At 71.5% G+C, this 19,490-nt stretch carries 17 protein-coding genes; 10 read left to right on the forward strand and 7 right to left on the reverse strand.

Going from position 1 to position 19,490, the window contains the following annotated elements:
• Positions 1-166: 166 nt before the first annotated feature.
• Entirely contained in the window at positions 167-1,150 is a 984-nt protein-coding gene (locus ACRQ4B_RS16015; protein WP_439694423.1) for a LacI family DNA-binding transcriptional regulator, read from the forward strand.
• A 148-nt stretch (positions 1,151-1,298) separates the two neighbouring features.
• Positions 1,299-1,592 carry a hypothetical protein gene (locus ACRQ4B_RS16020; RefSeq protein WP_439692384.1) on the forward strand — a complete coding sequence of 98 codons (294 nt, stop codon included), beginning with the start codon at positions 1,299-1,301 and terminating at the stop codon, positions 1,590-1,592.
• Positions 1,593-2,235: 643 nt separating this feature from the next.
• On the opposite strand, the gene arfA is transcribed toward ACRQ4B_RS16020, so the two are convergent.
• Positions 2,236-3,738 carry an arabinosylfuranosidase ArfA gene (arfA, locus tag ACRQ4B_RS16025; RefSeq protein WP_439692385.1) on the reverse strand — a complete coding sequence of 501 codons (1,503 nt, stop codon included), beginning with the start codon at positions 3,736-3,738 and terminating at the stop codon, positions 2,236-2,238.
• Positions 3,739-4,000: 262 nt separating this feature from the next.
• Between arfA and ACRQ4B_RS16030 the strand changes: the two genes are divergently transcribed.
• Genes ACRQ4B_RS16030 through ACRQ4B_RS16040 form a run of 3 tightly spaced genes read left to right on the forward strand, consistent with a single transcriptional unit; the run spans position 4,001 to position 7,295 of the window.
• Positions 4,001-5,368, forward strand: a complete 1,368-nt coding sequence (locus tag ACRQ4B_RS16030; protein ID WP_439692386.1) for an extracellular solute-binding protein — start codon at positions 4,001-4,003, stop codon at positions 5,366-5,368.
• A gap of 45 nt (positions 5,369-5,413) precedes the next feature.
• Complete coding sequence (locus ACRQ4B_RS16035) at positions 5,414-6,379, forward strand: carbohydrate ABC transporter permease (protein ID WP_439692387.1); 966 nt, start codon at positions 5,414-5,416, stop codon at positions 6,377-6,379.
• 1 nt (position 6,380) lies between these two features.
• The gene (locus ACRQ4B_RS16040) at positions 6,381-7,295 is read left to right on the forward strand and encodes a carbohydrate ABC transporter permease (protein WP_439692388.1); all 915 of its coding nucleotides are present in this window, start codon (positions 6,381-6,383) and stop codon (positions 7,293-7,295) included.
• Positions 7,296-7,361: 66 nt separating this feature from the next.
• Here the strand turns inward: ACRQ4B_RS16040 and ACRQ4B_RS16045 are convergent, their stop codons facing one another.
• Complete coding sequence (locus ACRQ4B_RS16045) at positions 7,362-8,189, reverse strand: siderophore-interacting protein (protein WP_439692389.1); 828 nt, start codon at positions 8,187-8,189, stop codon at positions 7,362-7,364.
• Positions 8,190-8,217: 28 nt separating this feature from the next.
• On the opposite strand from ACRQ4B_RS16045, the gene ACRQ4B_RS16050 reads away from it, so the two are divergent.
• Genes ACRQ4B_RS16050 through ACRQ4B_RS16065 form a run of 4 tightly spaced genes read left to right on the forward strand, consistent with a single transcriptional unit; the run spans position 8,218 to position 12,312 of the window.
• A complete protein-coding gene (locus ACRQ4B_RS16050; RefSeq protein ID WP_439692390.1) occupies positions 8,218-9,297 on the forward strand; it encodes a FecCD family ABC transporter permease in 1,080 nt (359 codons plus the stop codon).
• A gap of 26 nt (positions 9,298-9,323) precedes the next feature.
• Positions 9,324-10,433 carry a FecCD family ABC transporter permease gene (locus ACRQ4B_RS16055; RefSeq protein WP_439692391.1) on the forward strand — a complete coding sequence of 370 codons (1,110 nt, stop codon included), beginning with the start codon at positions 9,324-9,326 and terminating at the stop codon, positions 10,431-10,433.
• Positions 10,430-11,269 (forward strand): ABC transporter ATP-binding protein, encoded by an 840-nt coding sequence (locus tag ACRQ4B_RS16060; protein ID WP_439692392.1) that lies wholly within the window; start codon positions 10,430-10,432, stop codon positions 11,267-11,269. The genes ACRQ4B_RS16055 and ACRQ4B_RS16060 overlap by 4 nt, the downstream gene beginning before the upstream one ends.
• Before the next feature lie 11 nt (positions 11,270-11,280).
• Positions 11,281-12,312, forward strand: coding sequence for an ABC transporter substrate-binding protein (locus tag ACRQ4B_RS16065; RefSeq protein ID WP_439692393.1), 1,032 nt, complete (start codon positions 11,281-11,283; stop codon positions 12,310-12,312).
• 80 nt (positions 12,313-12,392) lie between these two features.
• Here the strand turns inward: ACRQ4B_RS16065 and ACRQ4B_RS16070 are convergent, their stop codons facing one another.
• The 5 genes from ACRQ4B_RS16070 to ACRQ4B_RS16090 form a co-directional block, all read right to left on the reverse strand.
• Positions 12,393-14,444, reverse strand: a complete 2,052-nt coding sequence (locus ACRQ4B_RS16070) for a transglycosylase domain-containing protein (RefSeq protein ID WP_439692394.1) — start codon at positions 14,442-14,444, stop codon at positions 12,393-12,395.
• Between the two features lie 162 nt (positions 14,445-14,606).
• Complete coding sequence (locus tag ACRQ4B_RS16075; RefSeq protein WP_439692395.1) at positions 14,607-15,263, reverse strand: response regulator; 657 nt, start codon at positions 15,261-15,263, stop codon at positions 14,607-14,609.
• Complete coding sequence (locus tag ACRQ4B_RS16080; RefSeq protein WP_439692396.1) at positions 15,260-16,525, reverse strand: sensor histidine kinase; 1,266 nt, start codon at positions 16,523-16,525, stop codon at positions 15,260-15,262. Before ACRQ4B_RS16080 ends, ACRQ4B_RS16075 begins: the two co-directional genes overlap by 4 nt.
• The gene (locus ACRQ4B_RS16085; RefSeq protein WP_439692397.1) at positions 16,522-17,385 is read right to left on the reverse strand and encodes an ABC transporter permease subunit; all 864 of its coding nucleotides are present in this window, start codon (positions 17,383-17,385) and stop codon (positions 16,522-16,524) included. The genes ACRQ4B_RS16080 and ACRQ4B_RS16085 overlap by 4 nt, the downstream gene beginning before the upstream one ends.
• Positions 17,382-18,293 (reverse strand): ABC transporter ATP-binding protein, encoded by a 912-nt coding sequence (locus ACRQ4B_RS16090; RefSeq protein WP_439692398.1) that lies wholly within the window; start codon positions 18,291-18,293, stop codon positions 17,382-17,384. The genes ACRQ4B_RS16085 and ACRQ4B_RS16090 overlap by 4 nt, the downstream gene beginning before the upstream one ends.
• Positions 18,294-18,406: 113 nt before the next feature.
• Here ACRQ4B_RS16090 and ACRQ4B_RS16095 point away from each other — a divergent pair, with 113 nt between their 5' ends.
• A complete protein-coding gene (locus ACRQ4B_RS16095; RefSeq protein ID WP_439692399.1) occupies positions 18,407-19,459 on the forward strand; it encodes an alpha/beta fold hydrolase in 1,053 nt (350 codons plus the stop codon).
• The last annotated feature ends 31 nt before the right edge of the window (positions 19,460-19,490 follow it).

Raw genomic sequence — 19,490 nt, forward strand, 5'->3', positions numbered from 1 at the left:
GTCAACATCGAACGACGCGACGATAGCATGGCAACGTCAACATGCGCTACCGTCTGGGGACTGCAGGGCAGATCGCCCGGAACCGGAGGGCATCGTGACGACCGAACTGTCGGCCGCGGCCGCCGCCCGGCTGTCGGCTGCCGCCGCTGCCCGCCGCTCGCCCTCGATGGCCGCCGTGGCCGAGGCGGCCGGCGTCTCCATGCAGACCGTCTCCCGGGTCGCCCGCGGGTTCGACAACGTCTCGCCGGACACCCGCGACCGGGTGCAGCGCGCGATGGACGACCTCGGCTACCGCCCGAACCGGGCAGCCCGAGCCCTGCGGTCGGGGCGCTTCCGGACCATCGGCGTGATCATGTTCACGCTGGCGTCCTACGGCAACATGCGCACGCTCGAGGCGATCGCCGACGCAGCCGGCGCCGCGGACTTCACCATCACGCTGCTGCCGATGGCCTCCCGCACCGAGGAAGGGGTCCGCTCGGCCTTCTCGCGGCTGCACGAACAAGCCGTTGACGGGGTCGTCATCATCATCGAGTCGCACATCATCGACACGGCCGAGGTCGTGCTCCCCGACGGCGTCCCGATGGTCGTGGTCGACTCCACCGGCACGACGCAGCACCCTGCGATCGACACCGACCAGGCCGACGGGGCACGGCAGGCCACGCAGCACCTGCTCGACCTCGGGCACGAGACGGTGTGGCACGTCGCCGGCCCCGTGACCTCGTACTCCGCCGCACGCCGCCTCGCCGCCTGGCAGGCCACGCTCGAGGCCGCGGGCCGCACGGTGCCACCGGTCTTCCACGGCGGCTGGAGCGCCGAGTCCGGCTACCGCGCCGGACTGACGATCGCCGACCGTCCGGAGATCACCGCGGTGTTCGCCGCGAACGACCAGACCGCGCTCGGGGTCCTCCGTGCCGCGCACGAACGCGGCCGCGCCGTGCCGGACACCCTCAGCGTCGTGGGCTTCGACGACTCCCCCGAGTCCGACTCGTTCTGGCCGCCGCTGACCACCGTGCACCAGTCCTTCGACGAGGTCGGACGCCGGGCCGTCACGAACCTGCTCACCCAGATCGAAGGGGCTCCCGCGCGGCCCGGCGCCGACCTCGTGCCGGTGCGGCTCGTGGAGCGTTCGAGCACCGCGCCGCCCCCCTGACCGCCCGCCTGACACGATCAGGCGACGGGGCGTACCGTTCAGCCGGAGCCGGTCTGCTGTCCCGGCCCCGGGTGTACGCCATTTCCGTGTGTCCGGAGGACGAGCCGTCGGCTGCGGTCCTCAACTTCTCCACCGCGGCGTCCGGATCATGAAGAACATCGTCTACGGCCTCACTGCAGTCCTCACCTCGGACGAGGCGGCCGATGCGGTCCTGGACTACGCCGCGGCCCTGGCGCACGCCGGACTCGCGGACACCGTCGCCGTGCCGACCGTCGACGCGTTCGGCACCACCACCACGACCTCCTTCCTGCTCGCCCCCGCGCTCGGCCTCCTCGTGGAGGACGCCGCCGATGACCCGCTCGGCCCCGACACCACCGCGTTCGTCGCCGAGATCGCCTGGCGTGCGCGCGCGGTGCGCTGCACGCTGCCGCCGCCCGCCTGAGCGCGGGGCGGCTCGGCTGTCCCGGCCTGCTGGCGTGCCGAGCCTCGGCTGAGCGGACAGAGACCGCCGTCGCGACGCCGCGAACTGTCCGCCAGGCCGAGCCTCGGCCCCGCCACCGGACGGGAGGCACAGCACCAGCCGGCCGCGCGCCTCCCGGCCCGCACCGCGCCGAGCGGGAGGTGCGACACCAGCCCGTCACGCGCCTCCCGGCCTGCACGCGCACCGCGCACCGCCCACCGAGCCTCGGCTGGGCGGACAACGTCCGCCGTCGCGACGCCGCGAACTGTCCGCCGGGCCGAGCCTCGGCCCCGCGCCGGACGGCAGAGGGTGCCGGGCGGGCCCCGCGGGCCGTGCCGGCCGTGCGCCGAGACTCGCGGTGGGCGACACTCCTCGCGCCCGAGAGACCACGATCTGTCGCTGGAACCGAGTCTCGGGTACCGACTACCCGCGTTCGGAGCCCGTGGCCGAGACTCGTGGTGAGCGACGGTCCTCGCGGGCGGGCGTCCGCGATCCGTCGCTGAGCGCGAGTCTCGGGGCGCCGGCCGGACGTCCGCCACCGGACGGCAGAGGGCGCCGGGACCGCGATGCGGCCCGACGCCCTCCGTGCTCACTCGACGCCCGCCGCAGCGCACGCCGAGGCGTCTCAGCCGATCGACACGGCGGTCCAGGAGACCGGCGGGAGCTCGATCGTGACGGTGTCGCCCTCGCGGCGGACGGTCTCGTTGGTGCGGAGCCCGACGCGCTCGGTGTTCGACAGGTCGTTCACGGCGTGCAGGTCGTCGTCCCAGATCCCCTCGGCACGGACGTCGCCGTCGACCGTCAGGCCGGCGAGGTCGATCGTGACGGTGGTGGACTCGGAGGGGTGGCGGTTCACGAGGAACACCGCCGCACCGTCGTCGGAGACCGTGGCCGCGGAGTCGACGACCGGGACCTCGCCGTACTTGCCGCCGTCGACGGTGTCACCGGAGGCCTTGACCTGCAGCGACGTGCCGTTGGCCAGCCGGGACGTGAGCGAGAACGGGAAGAACGTCGTCTGGCGCCAGGCCGGGCCGCCGGGCTCGGTCATGATCGGGCCGATCACGTTGACGAGCTGCGCGATCGACGCCGAGGCGACGCGGTCCGCGTGGCGGAGCAGCGAGATGAGGAGCCCGCCGACGACGACCGCGTCCGCGACCGTGTAGACGTCCTCGAGCAGACGGGGCGCGACGGGCCAGTCCTGCAGCTCGAAGGTCTTCTGCTGCTCGTTCCACTTCGAGATCGACCAGACGTTCCACTCGTCGAACGAGATGTCGATCCGCTTGTCGGACTTCTTCTGCGCCTGGACGTGGTCGGCCGCGGTCGTGACCGTCTTGATGAAGTGGTCCATGTTCACGCCGGACGCGAGGAACGACGGCAGGTCGTCCCCCTCCTCGTAGTAGGCATGGGCGGAGATGTAGTCGACGTCGTCGTAGGTGTGCTCCAGGACGGTGCGCTCCCACTCGCCGAACGTCGGCATCGACGCTCCGGAGGAACCGCAGGCCACGAGCTCGAGGTCGGGCTGGATCTGGCGCATGGCCTTGGCGGTCATCGCGGCGAGCTTGCCGTAGTCGTCGGCGTTCTTGTGGCCGAGCTGCCACGGGCCGTCCATCTCGTTGCCGAGGCACCACATCTTGATGCCGAAGGGCTCCTGGCGGCCGTTCGACCTGCGGTACTCGGCGAGGGCGGTGCCGGCGTCGATGTTCGCGTACTCCAGGAGCTCGATCGCCTCGGCGGTGCCGCGGGTACCGAGGTTGACGGCGAGCATGAGCTCCGAGCCGACCTGGTCGAGCCAGTGCTGGAACTCGTGCAGGCCGACCTCGTTCGTCTCGGTCGAGTGCCAGGCGAGGTCGAGGCGGCGCGGGCGCTGCTCGACGGGGCCGACGCCGTCCTCCCACTTGTAGCCGGAGACGAAGTTGCCACCCGGGTAGCGGATCGCGGACACGTTGAGTTCCTTGACGAGCTCGACGACGTCCTTCCGGAAGCCGTGCTCGTCGGCGGTCTCGTGCGCGGGCTCGTGGATGCCGTCGTAGACGTGGCGTCCGAGGTGTTCGACGAACCCACCGAAGAGGCGACGGCGCACCGGCCCCACGGTGAACGCGGCGTCGAGGACGAGGTGTGTGCGGGGCAAGGGATCTCCTTCGATCGTGCGGTGCGCGTGTTCGGAGTGAGACGACCCAGCAAAAGTGAGCGCTCACGTCCCGGACGACGCTACCGGCTTTCCGCACGAGACGAAAGGGGTTCCGCACGAAGGTCACAGTCCGACCACCACGTCCCACGAAGGGGTGGCGGGGACCCGGGACGCGCGCTAATGTGAGCGCTCACGGAGCAGCGATGCCCCGCCCGGAGCACCGACCCTGCTCCGACTCGGCCCGTCCCGATGGAGTGATGCCATGCCGAACCGAATCCCCGTACCCACTTCGCACCCACGAGGTGGCGCCTTCACGCGGAGGAGCCTCCTCGCCGCGGGAGCGGCCGCCGCCACGGTGCTGCCGCTCGCGGCCTGCTCCAGCCCCCTCGCCGCCGGCATCGCCGGTGCGCCACTCAACCCGGAGACCCTGGTCTTCTGGAACCTGTTCGGCGGCGGTGACGGCGTCCGCATGCAGGACATGGAGGCCGGCTACGCCAAGCAGCACGGCGGCTCGTCCTCGCTGCAGGCGACCACCTTCGCGTGGGGCAACCCGTACTACTCCAAGGTCACACTGGCCACCGTCGGGAACAAGCCGCCGGACGTCGCGATCGCCCACCTGACCCGTGCGAAGCCGCTCTGGGACGGTGACCTGCTCGACCCCATCACGAGCGACGACCTGGCGAGCGTCGGCCTCAGCGCCAGCGACTTCAACCAGAAGGCCTGGACGGCGCAGAAGACCGACGGGAAGAACATCTGCGTCCCGCTCGACACCCACCCGTTCGTCCTCTTCTACAACGTTGATGTGTGCCAGAAGGCGGGCCTGATCGACAGCGACGGCACGCTCAAGGACCTGAGCGGGCTGGACGCCTTCGAGAGCGCGCTGGCCGCGGTCGCGAAGGTCACCGGCGGCACGGCCCTCAACGTCGCCAACGTCAGCGAGGTCGCGACCCCGTGGCGCTTCTTCTGGACCATGTACAACCAGATCAACGGCGCGACGCCCTTCATCAGCGACGGCGGCTCGAAGCTGACCGTGAACGAGGACGCCTACACGAAGGTCACCGACATGACCCAGAAGTGGGTCAAGAACGGCTGGCTGAACAAGGGCCTCGACTACGCCACGGCGCAGACGCTGATGTTCACCGGCAAGGCCGGATTCTTCATGCAGGGCGAGTGGGAGATCAGCACGGCGCAGTCGATCAAGGGCCTGAAGTTCGGCATGGCGCCGATCCCGCAGCTCTTCGACAAGCCGGCGACCCAGGCGGACTCGCACACGTTCATCCTGCCGCGGAAGGACCGCACGCCGGAGCAGCGCAAGGCGCACATGCTCTTCATCAAGCAGATGCTCGAGCAGAGCCTCACCTGGGCGCAGGGCGGACACGTCCCGGCGTACCTGCCGACGTACGACAGCACCGCGTACAAGAAGCTCATGCCGCAGTCGAACTACGCCTCGGCCGCCGAGAGCGCGGTGTTCGACGACCCGGCCTGGTACGGCGGCTCCGGATCGACGTTCGAGAACACCGTCGGCGCCCAGCTCGCCCTCGTCCAGCAGGGCAGCAGCTCCCCCGCGCAGGCCATGTCGGCGATCAAGGACCAGCTCGCGACCTACCTCAACACCCCGAGCCCGCTGTGACCGGGCACGCTCCCACCGTGAACACCGCGCGAAAGGCACGATGACGTGACTGCAGCACCAGTCCTCACCCGTCCCACGGAGGCGACCACCGCTCCCCGACGAACCGGCACCTACCGGACGAGCCTCACCCGCGGCCAGGGCCGCAGCGGATGGCTCTTCCTCGCCCCGTTCGGCCTGTTCTACCTGGCCTTCCTGCTCGGCCCCACGGTCTGGATGATCGTGTCGAGCTTCTTCAACACCTCGACCGTCCGCACCGGGCTCGGCAGCTTCGCCGGGTTCGCGAACTACGCCGAGATGCTCGGCCGCGCCGACTTCTGGTCGTCGCTCTGGCACACCCTGCAGTTCACGCTCTACACGACGCCGCCGCTCGTCATCCTGGCGTTCCTGTTCGCCGTGCTGACGAACCGGATGAACCGCGGCCAGTGGTTCTTCCGACTGGCGTTCTTCCTGCCGTTCATCCTGCCGTCGGCGACGATCTCCCTCATCTGGGTGTTCATCTTCACCCCGGCGACCGGTCTGTTCGCGTCCGTCCAGCAGGCGATCGGCATCACGCCGGGTGCCGGTGTGCTGGCGAGCCCGAACACCGCGATGATCGGCGTCGCCATCGCCACGGTCTGGTGGACCCTCGGGTTCAACTTCGTGCTCTACCTCGCCGGGCTCCAGGAGATCCCGCGCGAACTGTACGAAGCCGCCGCCGTCGACGGTGCGTCGAGCTGGCAGCAGATCAAGTCGATCACGCTGCCGCTGCTCGGCCGCACGACGACGCTCGTCATCCTGCTGCAGATCATCGCCAGCCTGAAGATCTTCGACCAGGTCTACCTGATGACGAACGGCGGACCGGGCATCTCCACCCAGGTGTCGCTGCAGCTCATCACGGGCGTCGGCTTCACCGACAACCGACTCGGTGCCGCCTCGGCCGCATCGGTGCTCCTGTTCATCGTGATCGTCGCGATCGCGGTCATCCGGCAGCTCGTCGAGCGCGCTGCCGCCAAGCGAGAGATCGGGGCCTGACATGACCGCCACCGAGAGCATCACCACCGACCGCCCCCGGCTCCGCTCCGGCGTCTCCGCCGCGGCGCCCGCGAACGCCGCGAAGATCGGCGTCTCGGGCAAGGGGTTCAACATCACGGCCGCGATCATCCTCACGGTGTTCGCGATCATCTGGCTCATCCCGAGCCTGTTCGCGCTGAAGACGTCGCTGTCCGACAACGGCGTCGCGGCCCTCGGCGCGAACGCGATCCTGTCGAACTGGAACCCGACGCTGCACTCCTACGCGGCGCTGTTCCAGGCCGGCGACATCTGGAACTGGTACCTCGCCAGCGGGATCACCAGCGTGGTCACCGCGCTCCTGACGGTGCTGTTCGCGTCGATGGCGGCGTTCGCGCTGTCGCGGCTCGTCTTCCGCGGGCGGAACATCGCGTTCCTGCTCATCATCCTCGGGATCATGATCCCGACGCAGGTGCTGATCATCCCGATCTTCCAGGAGCTCAACTCCGTCGGCCTGCTGAACACCTACTGGTCGGTCATCTTCCCGCAGGTGCCCGCCGTGATCGCGGTGTTCATCTTCAAGCAGTTCTTCGACGGCATCCCCCGGGAACTCGAGGAGGCCGCGCGCATCGACGGCGCGAACATCTGGAAGGTCTACTGGTCGGTCATCCTGCCGCTGTCGCGGCCGGTGATCGCAGCGGTGACGATCCTGACGTTCGTCGGGGTCTGGAACAACCTGCTCCTGCCGCTGTTCGTGCTGTCGAACCCGGACCTCATGACGATCCCGGTCGGGCTCGCCACGGTCCAGGGCAGCTTCGGGCAGCGCTACGCGGACATCCAGGCCGGGGCGATCCTGGCGGCGCTGCCGCTGATCATCCTCTACCTGGTCTTCCAGCGGCAGATCGTCGAGGGCGTGACCGGGTCCGGCCTCAAGGGCTGACGCCACCACGGAACGGACGGGAGGCACGGTGCCAGCTGGCACCGTGCCTCCCGTCTCGTCGTGTGGTCAGGCCGGGACGGACTCGCGCGCCTCGTGCTTCCAGAAACCGGAGAAGGTGATGCGGGACTTCGGCAGGCCGGCCCGGTGCAGGTGGCGACGTCCCTCGGTGGCGAGCGTCGACTCCCCCACGACGAACGCGTAGCCGCGGTCGTCACTCGGCACGTGTCGCTGGAGTTCGGCGAGCGCCGCCCGACCCGGCACGGTGTGCGCGGTGTCCGCGCGGACGATCCAGGTGACGGTGACCCCGGCCGGGGCGTCGAGCGGGCGGACGTCGCCGGCGGTGGGGACCTCCTGGATGATGCGGCCGACGGTGTCCCGCGGCAGCGAGGCCGCGATGCCGACGACGCCGGGCAGGCCGGTCTCCTCGGCGGCGATGACCACCTCGGAGGTGTCCTCGGGCACGTCGAAGATGCAGCCCTGGTCGAGCATCGCGAGCTCGTCGCCGGGGCGTGCGGTGCAGGCCCAGATCGCTGCGCGACCCTCGGGCTCGCCGTCGGCGCCGGTGTGCACGACGAAGTCGACGTCCAGTTCGCGGGATTCGGCCCGGAACGCGGCCACGGTGTAGTTCGCGCAGTGCGGGCGCACGTCCTCGGGGATGGCGAGGAAGGTCGGCCACCACTTCGTGCCGTCGAGTTCCGGCATCCGGAAGGCGTCCTGGTCCGGGCGTTGGACGAACAGGCGGAACCAGTGGTCGAAGCCGAGGTAGCCGAACTCCTCCAGGTCGTCGCCGGTCACCGTGACGCGGTGCATCGACGGGGTCAGGCGCTCGGTCCGCACGACACGGGCGCGGAAGAGCCGGGGATTCTGGGGCAGGAGCCGCGGGGTCTTCGCCATGAGGCAAGGCTAACCTAAGATGATCTCCGTGCCAGCCCCCATCCCCGCCCTGGCTTCGGTTCCGGATGCCCGTGCCGTCGACCCGGCAGACGCCCTCGGCGTCCACCGCGCAGCCGTCCGGCGCCGCGTCGGCGTGATCGTCGGCCTCGTCGTGGTGCTCGTCGCCGTCGCGGTCGCGAGCATGCTCCTCGGCAGCAACCGGATCGGCGTCGACCGCGTCCTCGACGGCCTCACGCGCACCGGCAGCAGCACCGACGAGGCCATCGTCTGGGGCTCCCGGATCCCCCGCACCCTCATCGGCGCGGTGGTCGGCGCGGCACTCGGCGTCGCCGGACTCCTCATGCAGGGCCACACCCGCAACCCGCTCGCAGACCCCGGCCTGTTCGGTGTCTCGTCGGGCGCCGGACTCGCGGTCGTGATCGGCGTGTACGTCTTCGGTGTGACCGGCACCGGCGCCACGGTGTGGTTCGCGCTCGTCGGAGCCCTCGTCGCGAGCGTCGTCGTGTTCTCGGTGACGATCGCCGGCAGCGGCACGGCCAGCCCCGTGCCGCTCGCCCTCGCCGGTGCGGCGGTGTCGGCACTGCTCGGCGCACTGACCTCGTTCGTGGTGCTCACCGACCAGGACTCCCTCGACGCGTACCGGCTCTGGGTGGTCGGGTCGTTGGCCGCCCGGCAGCTCGACGTGCTCGGCGCGGTGTGGCCGTTCCTGGTGGCCGGCCTCGTGCTCGCCGTCCTCAACGTGCGGGCGCTCGACGCACTGGGGCTCGGCACCGAGCTCGCGAAGGGGCTCGGGGAGAACGTGCTCGTCGCGCGGCTCGTCGGGTTGGGCGGCATCACGCTCCTCGCCGCCGGAGCCACCGCGGCCGCCGGCCCGATCGGCTTCGTCGGGCTCACCGTCCCGCACGTCGCCCGCGCGCTGGTCGGCACCGGGCACCGCTGGACCCTGCCGGTGTCGGCGCTGGTCGGTGCGGCGCTCGTGCTGCTCGCCGACGTCGTCGGCCGACTGATCGGCGGGTTCTCCGAGGTCGAGGTGGGCATCGTGCTGGCCGTCATCGGCGGCCCGGTGTTCGTCGCGGTCGCCCGTCGTCGATCGCTGGTGTCACTGTGACCGCGGACACCGCGCGGACGGACGCCGTGACACGGACCGACGCCACGGCACGGGCAGCCGCCGTCGTCGAGCCCGCCACGCCCGCCGGCCGCCGCGGCGTCGTCGTGGGCCCGGTCGGCCTCGCCTGGCGCCCCCGGGTGTTCTGGTACACGGTCGCCGCGCTCGGCGCCGTCGGACTGCTCGTGGTGCTCGGTGTCGCGATCGGGTCGACGTGGATCGCCCCGGTGACGGTCATCCGCTCCCTGCTCGGCCTGGAGACCGGTCCGGACGCCTTCATCGTCGAGACCCTCCGGCTCCCCCGGGTGCTCACCGGCGCCCTCGTCGGCCTCACCCTCGGGGTCGCCGGTGCCCTGACCCAGACCTTCACGCGCAACCCGCTCGGCACGCCGGACATCATCGGCGTGACCTCGGGCGCGAGCGTCGGCGCCGTGGCCGCGATCGTCCTCGGCGGCGGCACCTACTCGGTCTCGTCGCTCGTGCTCGGCGGCGGCATCCCCGTCGCCGCGACCATCGGTGCGCTCGTCGCCGCGATCGCCGTGTACGGCCTGGGCTGGCGCGGCGGGGTGCAGAGCTACCGACTCGTGCTGGTCGGCATCGGTGTGAGCGCCACCCTGGACGCCGTCACGAGCTACCTGCTCGTCCGCGCGAAGATCACGGCGGCAGCCGCGGCGTCGCAGTGGCTCGTCGGCAGCCTGTCGAGCACGTCGTGGTCGAGCGTCTGGCCCCTGCTGCTCGTCGCGGCGATCGCGGTCCCCCTGGCGCTCGCCACGAGTGCTGCGCTCGGCATCGGGCAGCTCGGCGACGAGGTCGCGACGGGTGTCGGCCTGGCCGTGCAGCGTCACCGACTGATCGTCATCGCGCTCGCGGTCGTGCTCACCGCCGCAGCCGTGGCCGCCGCCGGCCCGGTCGGCTTCGTCGCGTTCGTGGTGCCGCAGATCGGGCTCCGGCTGGCCGGGACGAACCGGCCACCGCTGCTGTTGGCCGGGGCGCTCGGCGCGGTGCTGGTGCTCGCCGCCGACCTGCTCGCGCGCGCAGCGTTCCCGTGGCAGGTGCCGGTGGGCATCATCACGACCGTGATCGGCGCCCCCTACCTGATCTGGCTCCTCATCCGTCACCGCAAGGAGATGTCCCGATGACCGACACCCCCGTCCTGGAGGCCCGCGGCCTGTCCGTCGGCTACGACAAGCACGCGGTCCTGACCGACCTGGACCTCCGCATCGAGCGCGGCACCGTGACGACGTTCCTCGGCGCGAACGGGTGCGGCAAGTCCACGCTCCTGAAGGCCTTCGGTCGCGTGCTGAAGCCCCAGGCCGGCGAGGTCCACCTCGACGGCGCCCCGATCCGCAATGAGCCGAACCGTGCGGTCGCCCGGAAGCTCGCGATCCTGCCGCAGTCGCCCGTGGCACCGGCCGGGACGAGCGTGCTCGACCTGGTGATGCGCGGCCGCAACCCGCACCAGTCGTGGGCGAAGCCGTGGACGGCGGACGACGCCGACGTCGCCGAGCAGGCCATCGCCGCCACCGGGCTGACCGAGGTCGCGCACCGGGACGTCGCGAGCCTGTCGGGTGGGCAGCGCCAGCGCGCGTGGATCGCGCTCGTGGTCGCCCAGCAGGCGGAGACCCTGCTCCTCGACGAGCCGACGACGTACCTCGACCTCGCCCACCAGCTCGAGGTCCTGCGGCTCGTGCGTCGGCTGAACCGCGAGCAGGGATCCACCGTCGTGATGGTCCTGCACGACCTGTCGCTCGCGGCGCGCTACTCGGACCGGCTCGTGGTGCTGCACGACGGCGGGGTCGCGGCCGACGGGGCCCCCGCCGAGGTGCTGACGCCGGAGCTCCTGCTCCGCGCGTTCGGCCTGCACGCCCGGGTGCTCGCCGACCCGGTGACCGGTGCCCCGATGATCGTGCCCGAGGCCGACGAACACGACACTCGTCGTGAACCCGAACTGGCAGCCGTCGCCAACTTAGGTTAGGCTCACCTAACGTGAAGATCATCCGCCGCGGCACCCTCCGTGCCGCCCTCGTGACCTCCGTGGCCGTCACGGCCCTCCTCCTCGCCGGCTGCTCCGGCGCGAACGGTGCGAACACCGCGAACGGCTCGGGAGCCGGCAGCGACAGCACCGCCGCGTCCGGCCCCTGGTCGTACAAGGACGCCACCGGCACCACCGTCAAGGTCGACCACACCCCGAAGCGCGTCGTCGTGCTGAACGACATCGCGATCTCGTTCATCGAGTACGGCCTGAAGCCGGTCGGCACGTTCGGCCAGCTGACGATGGCGAAGGACGCCCGCTTCAAGGGTCTCGACACCGACGGCATCACGCAGCTCGGCGAAGCCTACGGCGACATCGACCTCGAGCAGCTCGCAGCGCTCAAGCCCGACCTCGTGGTCACGTCGGTCTACCCGAAGGACGAGCAGGGCACCCTCGACGACACGCAGCCCGGGTACGGCTTCAAGGACCTCGAGCAGCAGAAGCAGATCCAGGCGATCGCCCCCGTCGCGCAGGTCGAGTGGGGCGGCAAGGGCGAGGACGTCATCACGACGATCGCGGACCTCGCCGAGTCGCTCGGCGCGAAGGAGTCCACGGTCGCGACGGCCGAGAAGCGCTTCGACGCCGCCCGCGACGACCTCGAGCAGGTCACGAAGGAGAAGCAGCTCTCCGTCGTGTCGATGTACGCCGACGGTGACGGTGCGTACGTCACCCGCCCGAGCGACGAGCCGACCCTGCAGATGTACTCCTCGTTCGGCGTCGACCTGGTGAACCCGAAGCCGAAGGGCTTCTACTGGGGCATCTACTCGTGGGAGAACGCCGGGCAGATCACCGGCGACGTGATCCTGCTCTCCCAGCAGGGCTACCAGGTCGCCGACCTCGAGAAGCAGCCGACGTTCGCCGACAACGCCGCGCTGCGGGCCGGCCAGGTGCACAGCTGGACGTTCCCGGCGCTCGACTACGCGTCGCAGGCCGACTACATGCAGCAGCTGACGGGCTGGCTCGAGGACAGCAAGCAGCTGTCGTAGACGCAACCGACGAACGGACGGGAGGGACGGTGCCAGCTGGCACCGTCCCTCCCGTCCGTCGTCTGGTCACGACGAGAGCGTCAGCCGACCGGCAGCGCCGCGTTCACCCCCGTCTGCGCCTGCCGCCAGACCGCCGCGCGGGTGCCGGCGTACGTGCCCTCCGCGTTCGAGGAGTTCCGCAGGCTCGACGTGCCACCGTCGGTGTTGCCCTGCCAGTAGGCCGTCACCGCGCGCTCCGTCCCGCCGACGAGCCAGATCTGGTCCGCGGCGTCGGTGGTGCCGGTCTTGCCGAAGAGGGTTGCGCCGTCCGGCGTCTGGCCGCCGCTCGCCGTGCCGCCGCGGAACGCGCCCTGCATGACCTCGAACGCCGTCGTCGCCACGGTCGACGACACGGCCTGCCGGCAGGCCTTCGGCTGGCCGCCGAGCTGTTCGCCGTCCGGACCGGTGACCTGGTCGACGACGACCGGCGCGCAGTACACCCCGCCGTTCGCGATGCCGGCGTAGGCGGCCGCCATCGTCAGCGGGGCGATGCTCGTCGTGCCGAGCACCGCCGCCGGGTTGGCGGGGAGATCGCCGCCGCGGGCCGGGTGCACCCCGAGGCGCTCCGCGACGTCGCGGATGTCGCACAGGTCGAGCTGCGCCGCCATCGAGGCGTAGGCGGCGTTCACCGACTGCGCCGTCGCCGCGCGCACCGTGTACGGGCCGGTCTGGCTCGGTGAGTCGTTCTTCGGGTTCCAGAACGCGGTGATCGTCTCGCCGCACTGCGTCCAGGTGCTCTGCGCGTGCCGCGTCCCGTTCACCACGGCATCCGGGCTCCTGCCGGCGGCGAGCCACGCGAGCAGGGTGAACATCTTGTACGTCGAGCCGACCTGGAACCCGCTCGACCCGCCGTACGCACGGTCGGTGGCGTAGTTCAGCGAGGTCGCGGTGGCCGGTGCCCGCTCGGAACGGTCGTAGTCCGTGTTCTGCGCCATCGTCAGCACCCGGCCCGTGCCGGCCTCGACCGTGTCGAGCGTCGCGCCGAGGGCGAACCGGGACTCGGTGTTCGGGTCGTACCGGTCGAGCAGGTCCTTCTGCTGACCGTTCAGGTCGAGGTCGAGCGTCGTCTGGATCCGGTACCCGCCCTTCCGCCAGGCATCGGCACGGCGGTCCTCGGTCGGGCCGAGCTGCGGGAGTTCCTTCGCGACCCGCACGGCGTGGTCGCAGAAGAACTCGGCGCCGCGGACCACCGCCTCGCACCCCTGCTGCGGCGGGGTGATCCGGACGTAGTCGGCGGGCTTCGACGCGAGGGCCTCGGTCAACTCGGACCGGGTGAGGTGCCCCTGCTCGTGCATCGAACGGAGGATGACGTCGCGACGGGCGACGTTGTCGTCGTGGTGCGCCGGCGTCGAGAGGTCCCGGCGCTCGGGCCACTGGACGATCGCGATCAGGGATGCCGCCTCGGCCGGGCTCAGGTCGGTGGCGTCCTTGCCGTAGTAGTGCTGCGCAGCGGCCTGCACGCCGTACGTCTGGTCGCCGAAGTAGGCGATGTTCAGGTACGCCGTGAGGATCTCGCGCTTCGAGTACTCCTTCGCCAACCCGATCGCGAGCTTCATCTCGGCGAGCTTCCGGTTCGCCGACCGCTTCGTGGCCTCCTTGTACGCGGCGTCGCGCTCGGCCTCGGTCGGGAGTTCGCTCGCCTGCTGGATCTTGATGTTCCGCACGAGCTGCATCGTCAACGTCGAACCGCCGGAACCGCCCTCGCCCTTCGACAGCACGACGCTCGCGAGCGATCGGACCATGCTCGTCGCGTCGACGCCGCCGGTCTCGTAGAAGCGCTTGTCCTCGCCGTCCACCGCGGCGTGCTCGAGCTGGTCGCTGATCTGCTCGAACGCGAGCTCCTGCCGGTTCTGGTCCCACACGTTCGCCAGGTGCACGGGCTTGCCGCCGCGGTACGCCCAGATCTCGTTGCGTTGCGGTAGGTCACCGATCTCGATGTACTCGGGCATCGAGTCGAACACCCCGATCGCCGAGGACGTCCCAACCCCGGCCACCGCGAGCACCGGTGTCACCCCGACCCCGACCAACAACCCGGCGAGCACACTGCCACCCACGAAGCCGAACACGGCTCCCCCTGCACGTCTGAACGTCATGCCCGGAGCGTCCCAGCCGTCCTCGGACGGGTGCCGCGACTTCTCCGGACAAGTCCGGCACGTCCACTGGGAAACCCCCGAGGCGGTACGAATCGTTACCGACCGGGGGCCGGGAGGCGCGTGGCGGCGCCGCCACGCGCCTCCCGGCCGACGCCGGTCGCGTCAGCGGCCCCCGGTGACGAGCCCGTGCTCGTACGCGAAGATCACCGCGTGCACCCGGTCCCGCAGGCCGAGCTTCGCGAGGACCCGGCCGACGTGCGTCTTCACTGTCGACTCGCTCGTGTGCAGCGTCGCCGCGATCTCCTGGTTCGACAGGCCCTCGGCGATCGCGAGCAGCACGTCCCGTTCCCGGGGCGTCAGCACCGCGGCGGCGTCGTCACCGTCGGCCGGGTCGGGCAGCCGACCACCGAACAGCTCCAGCATCCGCTGCGTCACGCGCGGCGAGACCACCGCCTCGCCCGACGCGACCGCGCGGACCGCATCGAGCAGCTGCACCGAGCTGATGTCCTTGAGCAGGAAGCCGCTTGCCCCCGCGCGGAGCCCGCCGAACGCGTACTCGTCCAGGTCGAACGTGGTGAGGACGAGCACGCGGGTCTCGGGCACCTGCTCCACGATCGCGGCCGTCGCGGTGACCCCGTCGACGCGCGGCATCCGGACGTCCATGAGCACGACGTCGGGGCGGTGCGCCCGGGCCAGCTGCACGCCGGCGGCGCCGTCCTCGGCTTCCCCGACCACCTCGATGTCGGGCTGCGCGTCGAGCAACAGCCGGAACCCGGTCCGGATGAGCTGCTGGTCGTCGACGATCGCGACGCGGATCATGCGGTCTCCGTCCTGATGGGGATCGATGCCCGGACGAGCCAACCGCCGACCGGGCGGGGTCCGGCGTCCACGACACCGCCGAGGGCGTGCACCCGCTCGCGGATGCCGACCAGACCGCGGCCGGCACCGATCGGCGCCGTGGGGGCGGGACGCCGTCCGTCGTCGCCGACCTCGACGACGACACGGTCGGTGGTGGCCGTCACGACCGCGACGACGGTGCGCGCGTCGGGGGCGTAGCGGACCGCGTTGGTCAGCGATTCCTGCACGATCCGGTAGACGGCGAGCTGGAGGGCGTCGTCGTCCGGCGGGGCACCGACCAGCTCGAGCGTCACGGGGGTGCCGAGCGCTCGGAAGCCGTCGACGAGCTGCGGGAGGTCACGGACGGCGGGTTGGGGAGCTCGGGGCGCCTCGGTGGTCGGTCCGGCCCCGGCGTCGGCTTCGTTCAGCACCCCGAGCATGCGCCGCATGTCCGTCATCGCGCTGCGACCGACCTCGGCGACCCCGTGCATGGCGTCGGCGGACGGAGCAGACGGCGGGAGGGCGGCAGCGGCGCCCTCGGCGAGCCGGACCATCACCGTCACCGAGTGCGACACGATGTCGTGCATCTCCCGGGCGATCCGGGCGCGTTCGGCCGCGGCGGCCAGCTGCGCCTGCTGGTCCCGCTCCCGCGCCAGCTGGTGCGCGCGGTCGATCAGCGCCTCGGTGTACCTGCGACGGTCCCCCGTGGTGGTCCCGACCAGGACGGCGATGACCAGGAACGCGGGCAACGCCGGCGCGAAGACCTCGCCGAGGCCCCCGGACCCCGGGGCGACGACCCACACCCGGACCGCGGTCGCCGCCGCGCCGAGGACGGACGCCACGGCGATGCTCCACCACCCGGCCGCCCGGGACCACCAGACGCACGCGGCGAACGCTGCGAAGAGCATCGGCGAGTACCCCGCCTCGGTCCACGCCGACGCGACGACCGACACCAGGCCGGCGACCACGGTGACCTGCGGCCGGGTGCGGCGGAACGGGATGCCCGACACCGCGACGCCCACCAGGACCAGCACGATCACGGTGTTCGTGAGCGATCCGTCCGCGCGCCACACCCCGGCGATCGCGAAGGCCACCTCGGGTCCACCCCAGAACAGGATCAGCAGGGCGTCCGCGACCCGCGGGTGCGCGGCCCACAGCCGACGGACCGGCCCGGGCGGGACGGGCAGCGTGACGTCCCCGGCACCGTCACGGACGGCACCGGGGACGACTGCGGGTCGGGTCACGCGTCCCGCTTCTGGGCCAGGACGAGTGCCGTCGCCGTCGCCACGACCACCCAGGCCGTCAGCACCGCGAATCCGCTCCATCCCCCCAAGGCTAGGACGCCGTCGTGCCAGCCCGAGGTGTCCTCGGTACCGAACTGCATCAGCGGCTGCCCGGCGTTCTGCGGCAGGAGGTTGTTCACCGTGCCGAGCCACTTCGCGTCGGTGAAGCCCTGGACGAGCTGCACGACCACCGGCGCCACGAGCATGAGGCCGAGCACACCGGCGATCGCCCCGGCGGTCGAGCGGAGAACGATGCCCACGGCGAACGCGAGCAGCCCGATGAGCGTCAGGTAGACCGACGCACCGAGCAGCGGCATCGCCACCCCGCCGTCGAGGGACGCCTCGACGTGGTTCGCGTTCGCGATCGGCAGCGTCACGAACGCCGTCGCCCAGACGCTGACCGCGCTCGTGACGAACACCGTCGCTGCGAGCACGATGCCCTTCGCGGCGAGCGCCTCCCACCGCCGGGGCACCGCCGCGAACGTGGAGCGGATCATCCCGGTGCCGTACTCTCCGGTGACGACGAGCGCGCCGATCACCGCGACGACGAGCACCGAGATGGTCGCGCCGCTGGTGCTGTACTGCACGAGGGCGTTCCGGGCGGCGTCCCCGGTGACCGTCTGGCCGCCGGTGTCCGCCAGCGAGGCGAGCAGCACCCCGATGCCGACCGGCAGGACGATCATGAGCAGGAGGCTCCAGACCGTCGAGCGGAGCGACCGGAGCTTGATCCACTCCGAGTGCAGCACGCCGCCGAACCGGATGCGCGCCGCATCGTGCTGGTGCAGGGTCCGGGGCCGTTCGGCCGTCATCGTTGCGCTCACCGGGCCACCTCCGAGCGGTACTCGACCTCGTCGTGCGTGAGTTCGAGGTAGGCCTGTTCGAGGCTCGCCTCGGTCGACGCGAGCCGGTGCAGGACGATACCCGAGGCGGCCGCTGCCTCGCCGATCTGCTCGGCGCCGATCCCCCGCACCCGCAGGGCACCGTCGTCGTCGTACGTGATCGCGACGTCGGGCCCGGCGATCGCGGTCATCAGGCGGTCGGGCTCCGGCGTGCGGACCGACACGGACCGCTCGGTGGCCGAGGCGACCAAGTCCGCGATGTCCGTGTCGGCGAGCACCCGTCCGCGGCCCATCACGACGATGCGGTCGGCGGTCAGCGCCATCTCGCTCATCAGGTGGCTGGAGATGAAGACGGCACGACCCTCCGCCGCCAGGCTCCGGGCGAGCTGCCGCACCCACACGACGCCCTCCGGGTCCAGCCCGTTGACCGGCTCGTCGAGGATCAGGGTCTGCGGGTCGCCGAGCAGTGCCGCCGCGATGCCGAGCCGCTGCCCCATGCCGAGGGAGAACCCGCCGACGCGCTGCTTCGCGACGTGCTCGAGACCGGTCATGCCGATCACCTCGTCGACCCGGGCCTTCGGGATGCGGTGCGTCGCGGCCAGGGCACGCAGGTGGTCGTGCGCACTGCGGCCCTTGTGCACGGCCTTCGCCTCGAGGAGCGCGCCGACGCGTCGGAGCGGGTCGCGGAGCTCACGGTAGGGGCGGCCGTCGACCACGGCGCTGCCGGACGTCGGGCTGTCCAGGCCAATCACCGCACGCATGGTCGTCGACTTGCCGGCACCGTTCGGGCCGAGGAAGCCGGTGACGACACCCGGCCGGACGGTGAAGGACACATCGTCGACGGCGGTCTTCTCTCCGTAGCGCTTCGTCAGGTTCTGGATCTCGATCATGCGGCAACGCTACGAACCGCGGGTACTCCCCCACATCGCCGCCGACGACCATCTTCCGGCTCCCGCCGTGGTACCCCGGTACCACGGCGGGAGCGCGTCGGTACGCTCGGGGGATGGCGGACCACGGGGGGCGCGAGGACGGTGGGCACCGCCGCGGCGGGCCCGACGACGGTGGGCACCGTCACGGCTGGCGCGAGGACGTCCTCGGTGCGCCGTTCGAGCGACTGGAACTCCCGCTCGGCGAGGACTCCGAGGGACCGGTCGTCGCGACCCTGGTCCGCCGTCACCGCTCCCCCGCCGATCTCCTGCTGCACGCGCACGGCCCACTGCACGGTGTCGACGTGCTCTACGTGCACGGCTGGTCGGACTACTTCTTCCAGGTCGAGCTGGCCGACCGGGTCGAACGGCTCGGGGCACGCTTCCACGCCCTCGACCTCCGCAAGTACGGGCGGAGCCTCCGTCCACACCAGACGCCCGGGAACGTCGACGACCTCGCGACCTACGACGAGGACATCGCCGCCGCCCTCGACGCGATCGCGGCCGAGCACCACGGCGACACGGGTCGTCGCCTCGTGCCGATGGGCCACTCGACCGGCGGGCTGACCCTGTCGCTGTGGGCGGCCCGGCACCCGGAGCGCGTCGATGGCCTGATCCTGAACAGCCCGTGGCTCGAGTTCCAGGCGAGCGCCGTCGGCCGGGCGCTGGTGGCCCCGGTGATCCGGCTCGGCGCCCGGCGGAACCCGCTCGCGCCGCTCCCCGCCGTCGACCCGGGCTTCTACACCCGCACGGTCTCCGCTTCGGGCGAGGGTTCGTGGACCTACGACCAGCAGTGGCGTCCGGACCGGGGCTTCCCGTTGCACCCGGGGTGGCTCGCCGCGGTGTTCGCCGGTCAGTCCACGGTCGAGGACGGCCTCGGGATCGAGGTCCCGGTGCTCGTGCTGCTCAGCGACAAGAGCATGCTGCAACCGCGGTGGGACGACGGCATGGCCCGGGCGGACGTCGCACTCAACGTCGACGTCGTGGCGCACCGTGCACTGTCGCTGGGCAGCGAGGTCACGGTGCGCCGGTTGCACGGAGCCGTACACGACGTCGTCCTGTCGGCGCCCGACGTCCGCGAGCAGGCGTACGAGACGATCGACCGGTGGGCCGCGACGCTGCGGCGCTGACGACGGCACCGGGGACGGCGCCGCGCGCCCC

This window comes from Curtobacterium sp. SP.BCo (genome assembly GCF_051903265.1).
Lineage (GTDB): Bacteria > Actinomycetota > Actinomycetes > Actinomycetales > Microbacteriaceae > Curtobacterium.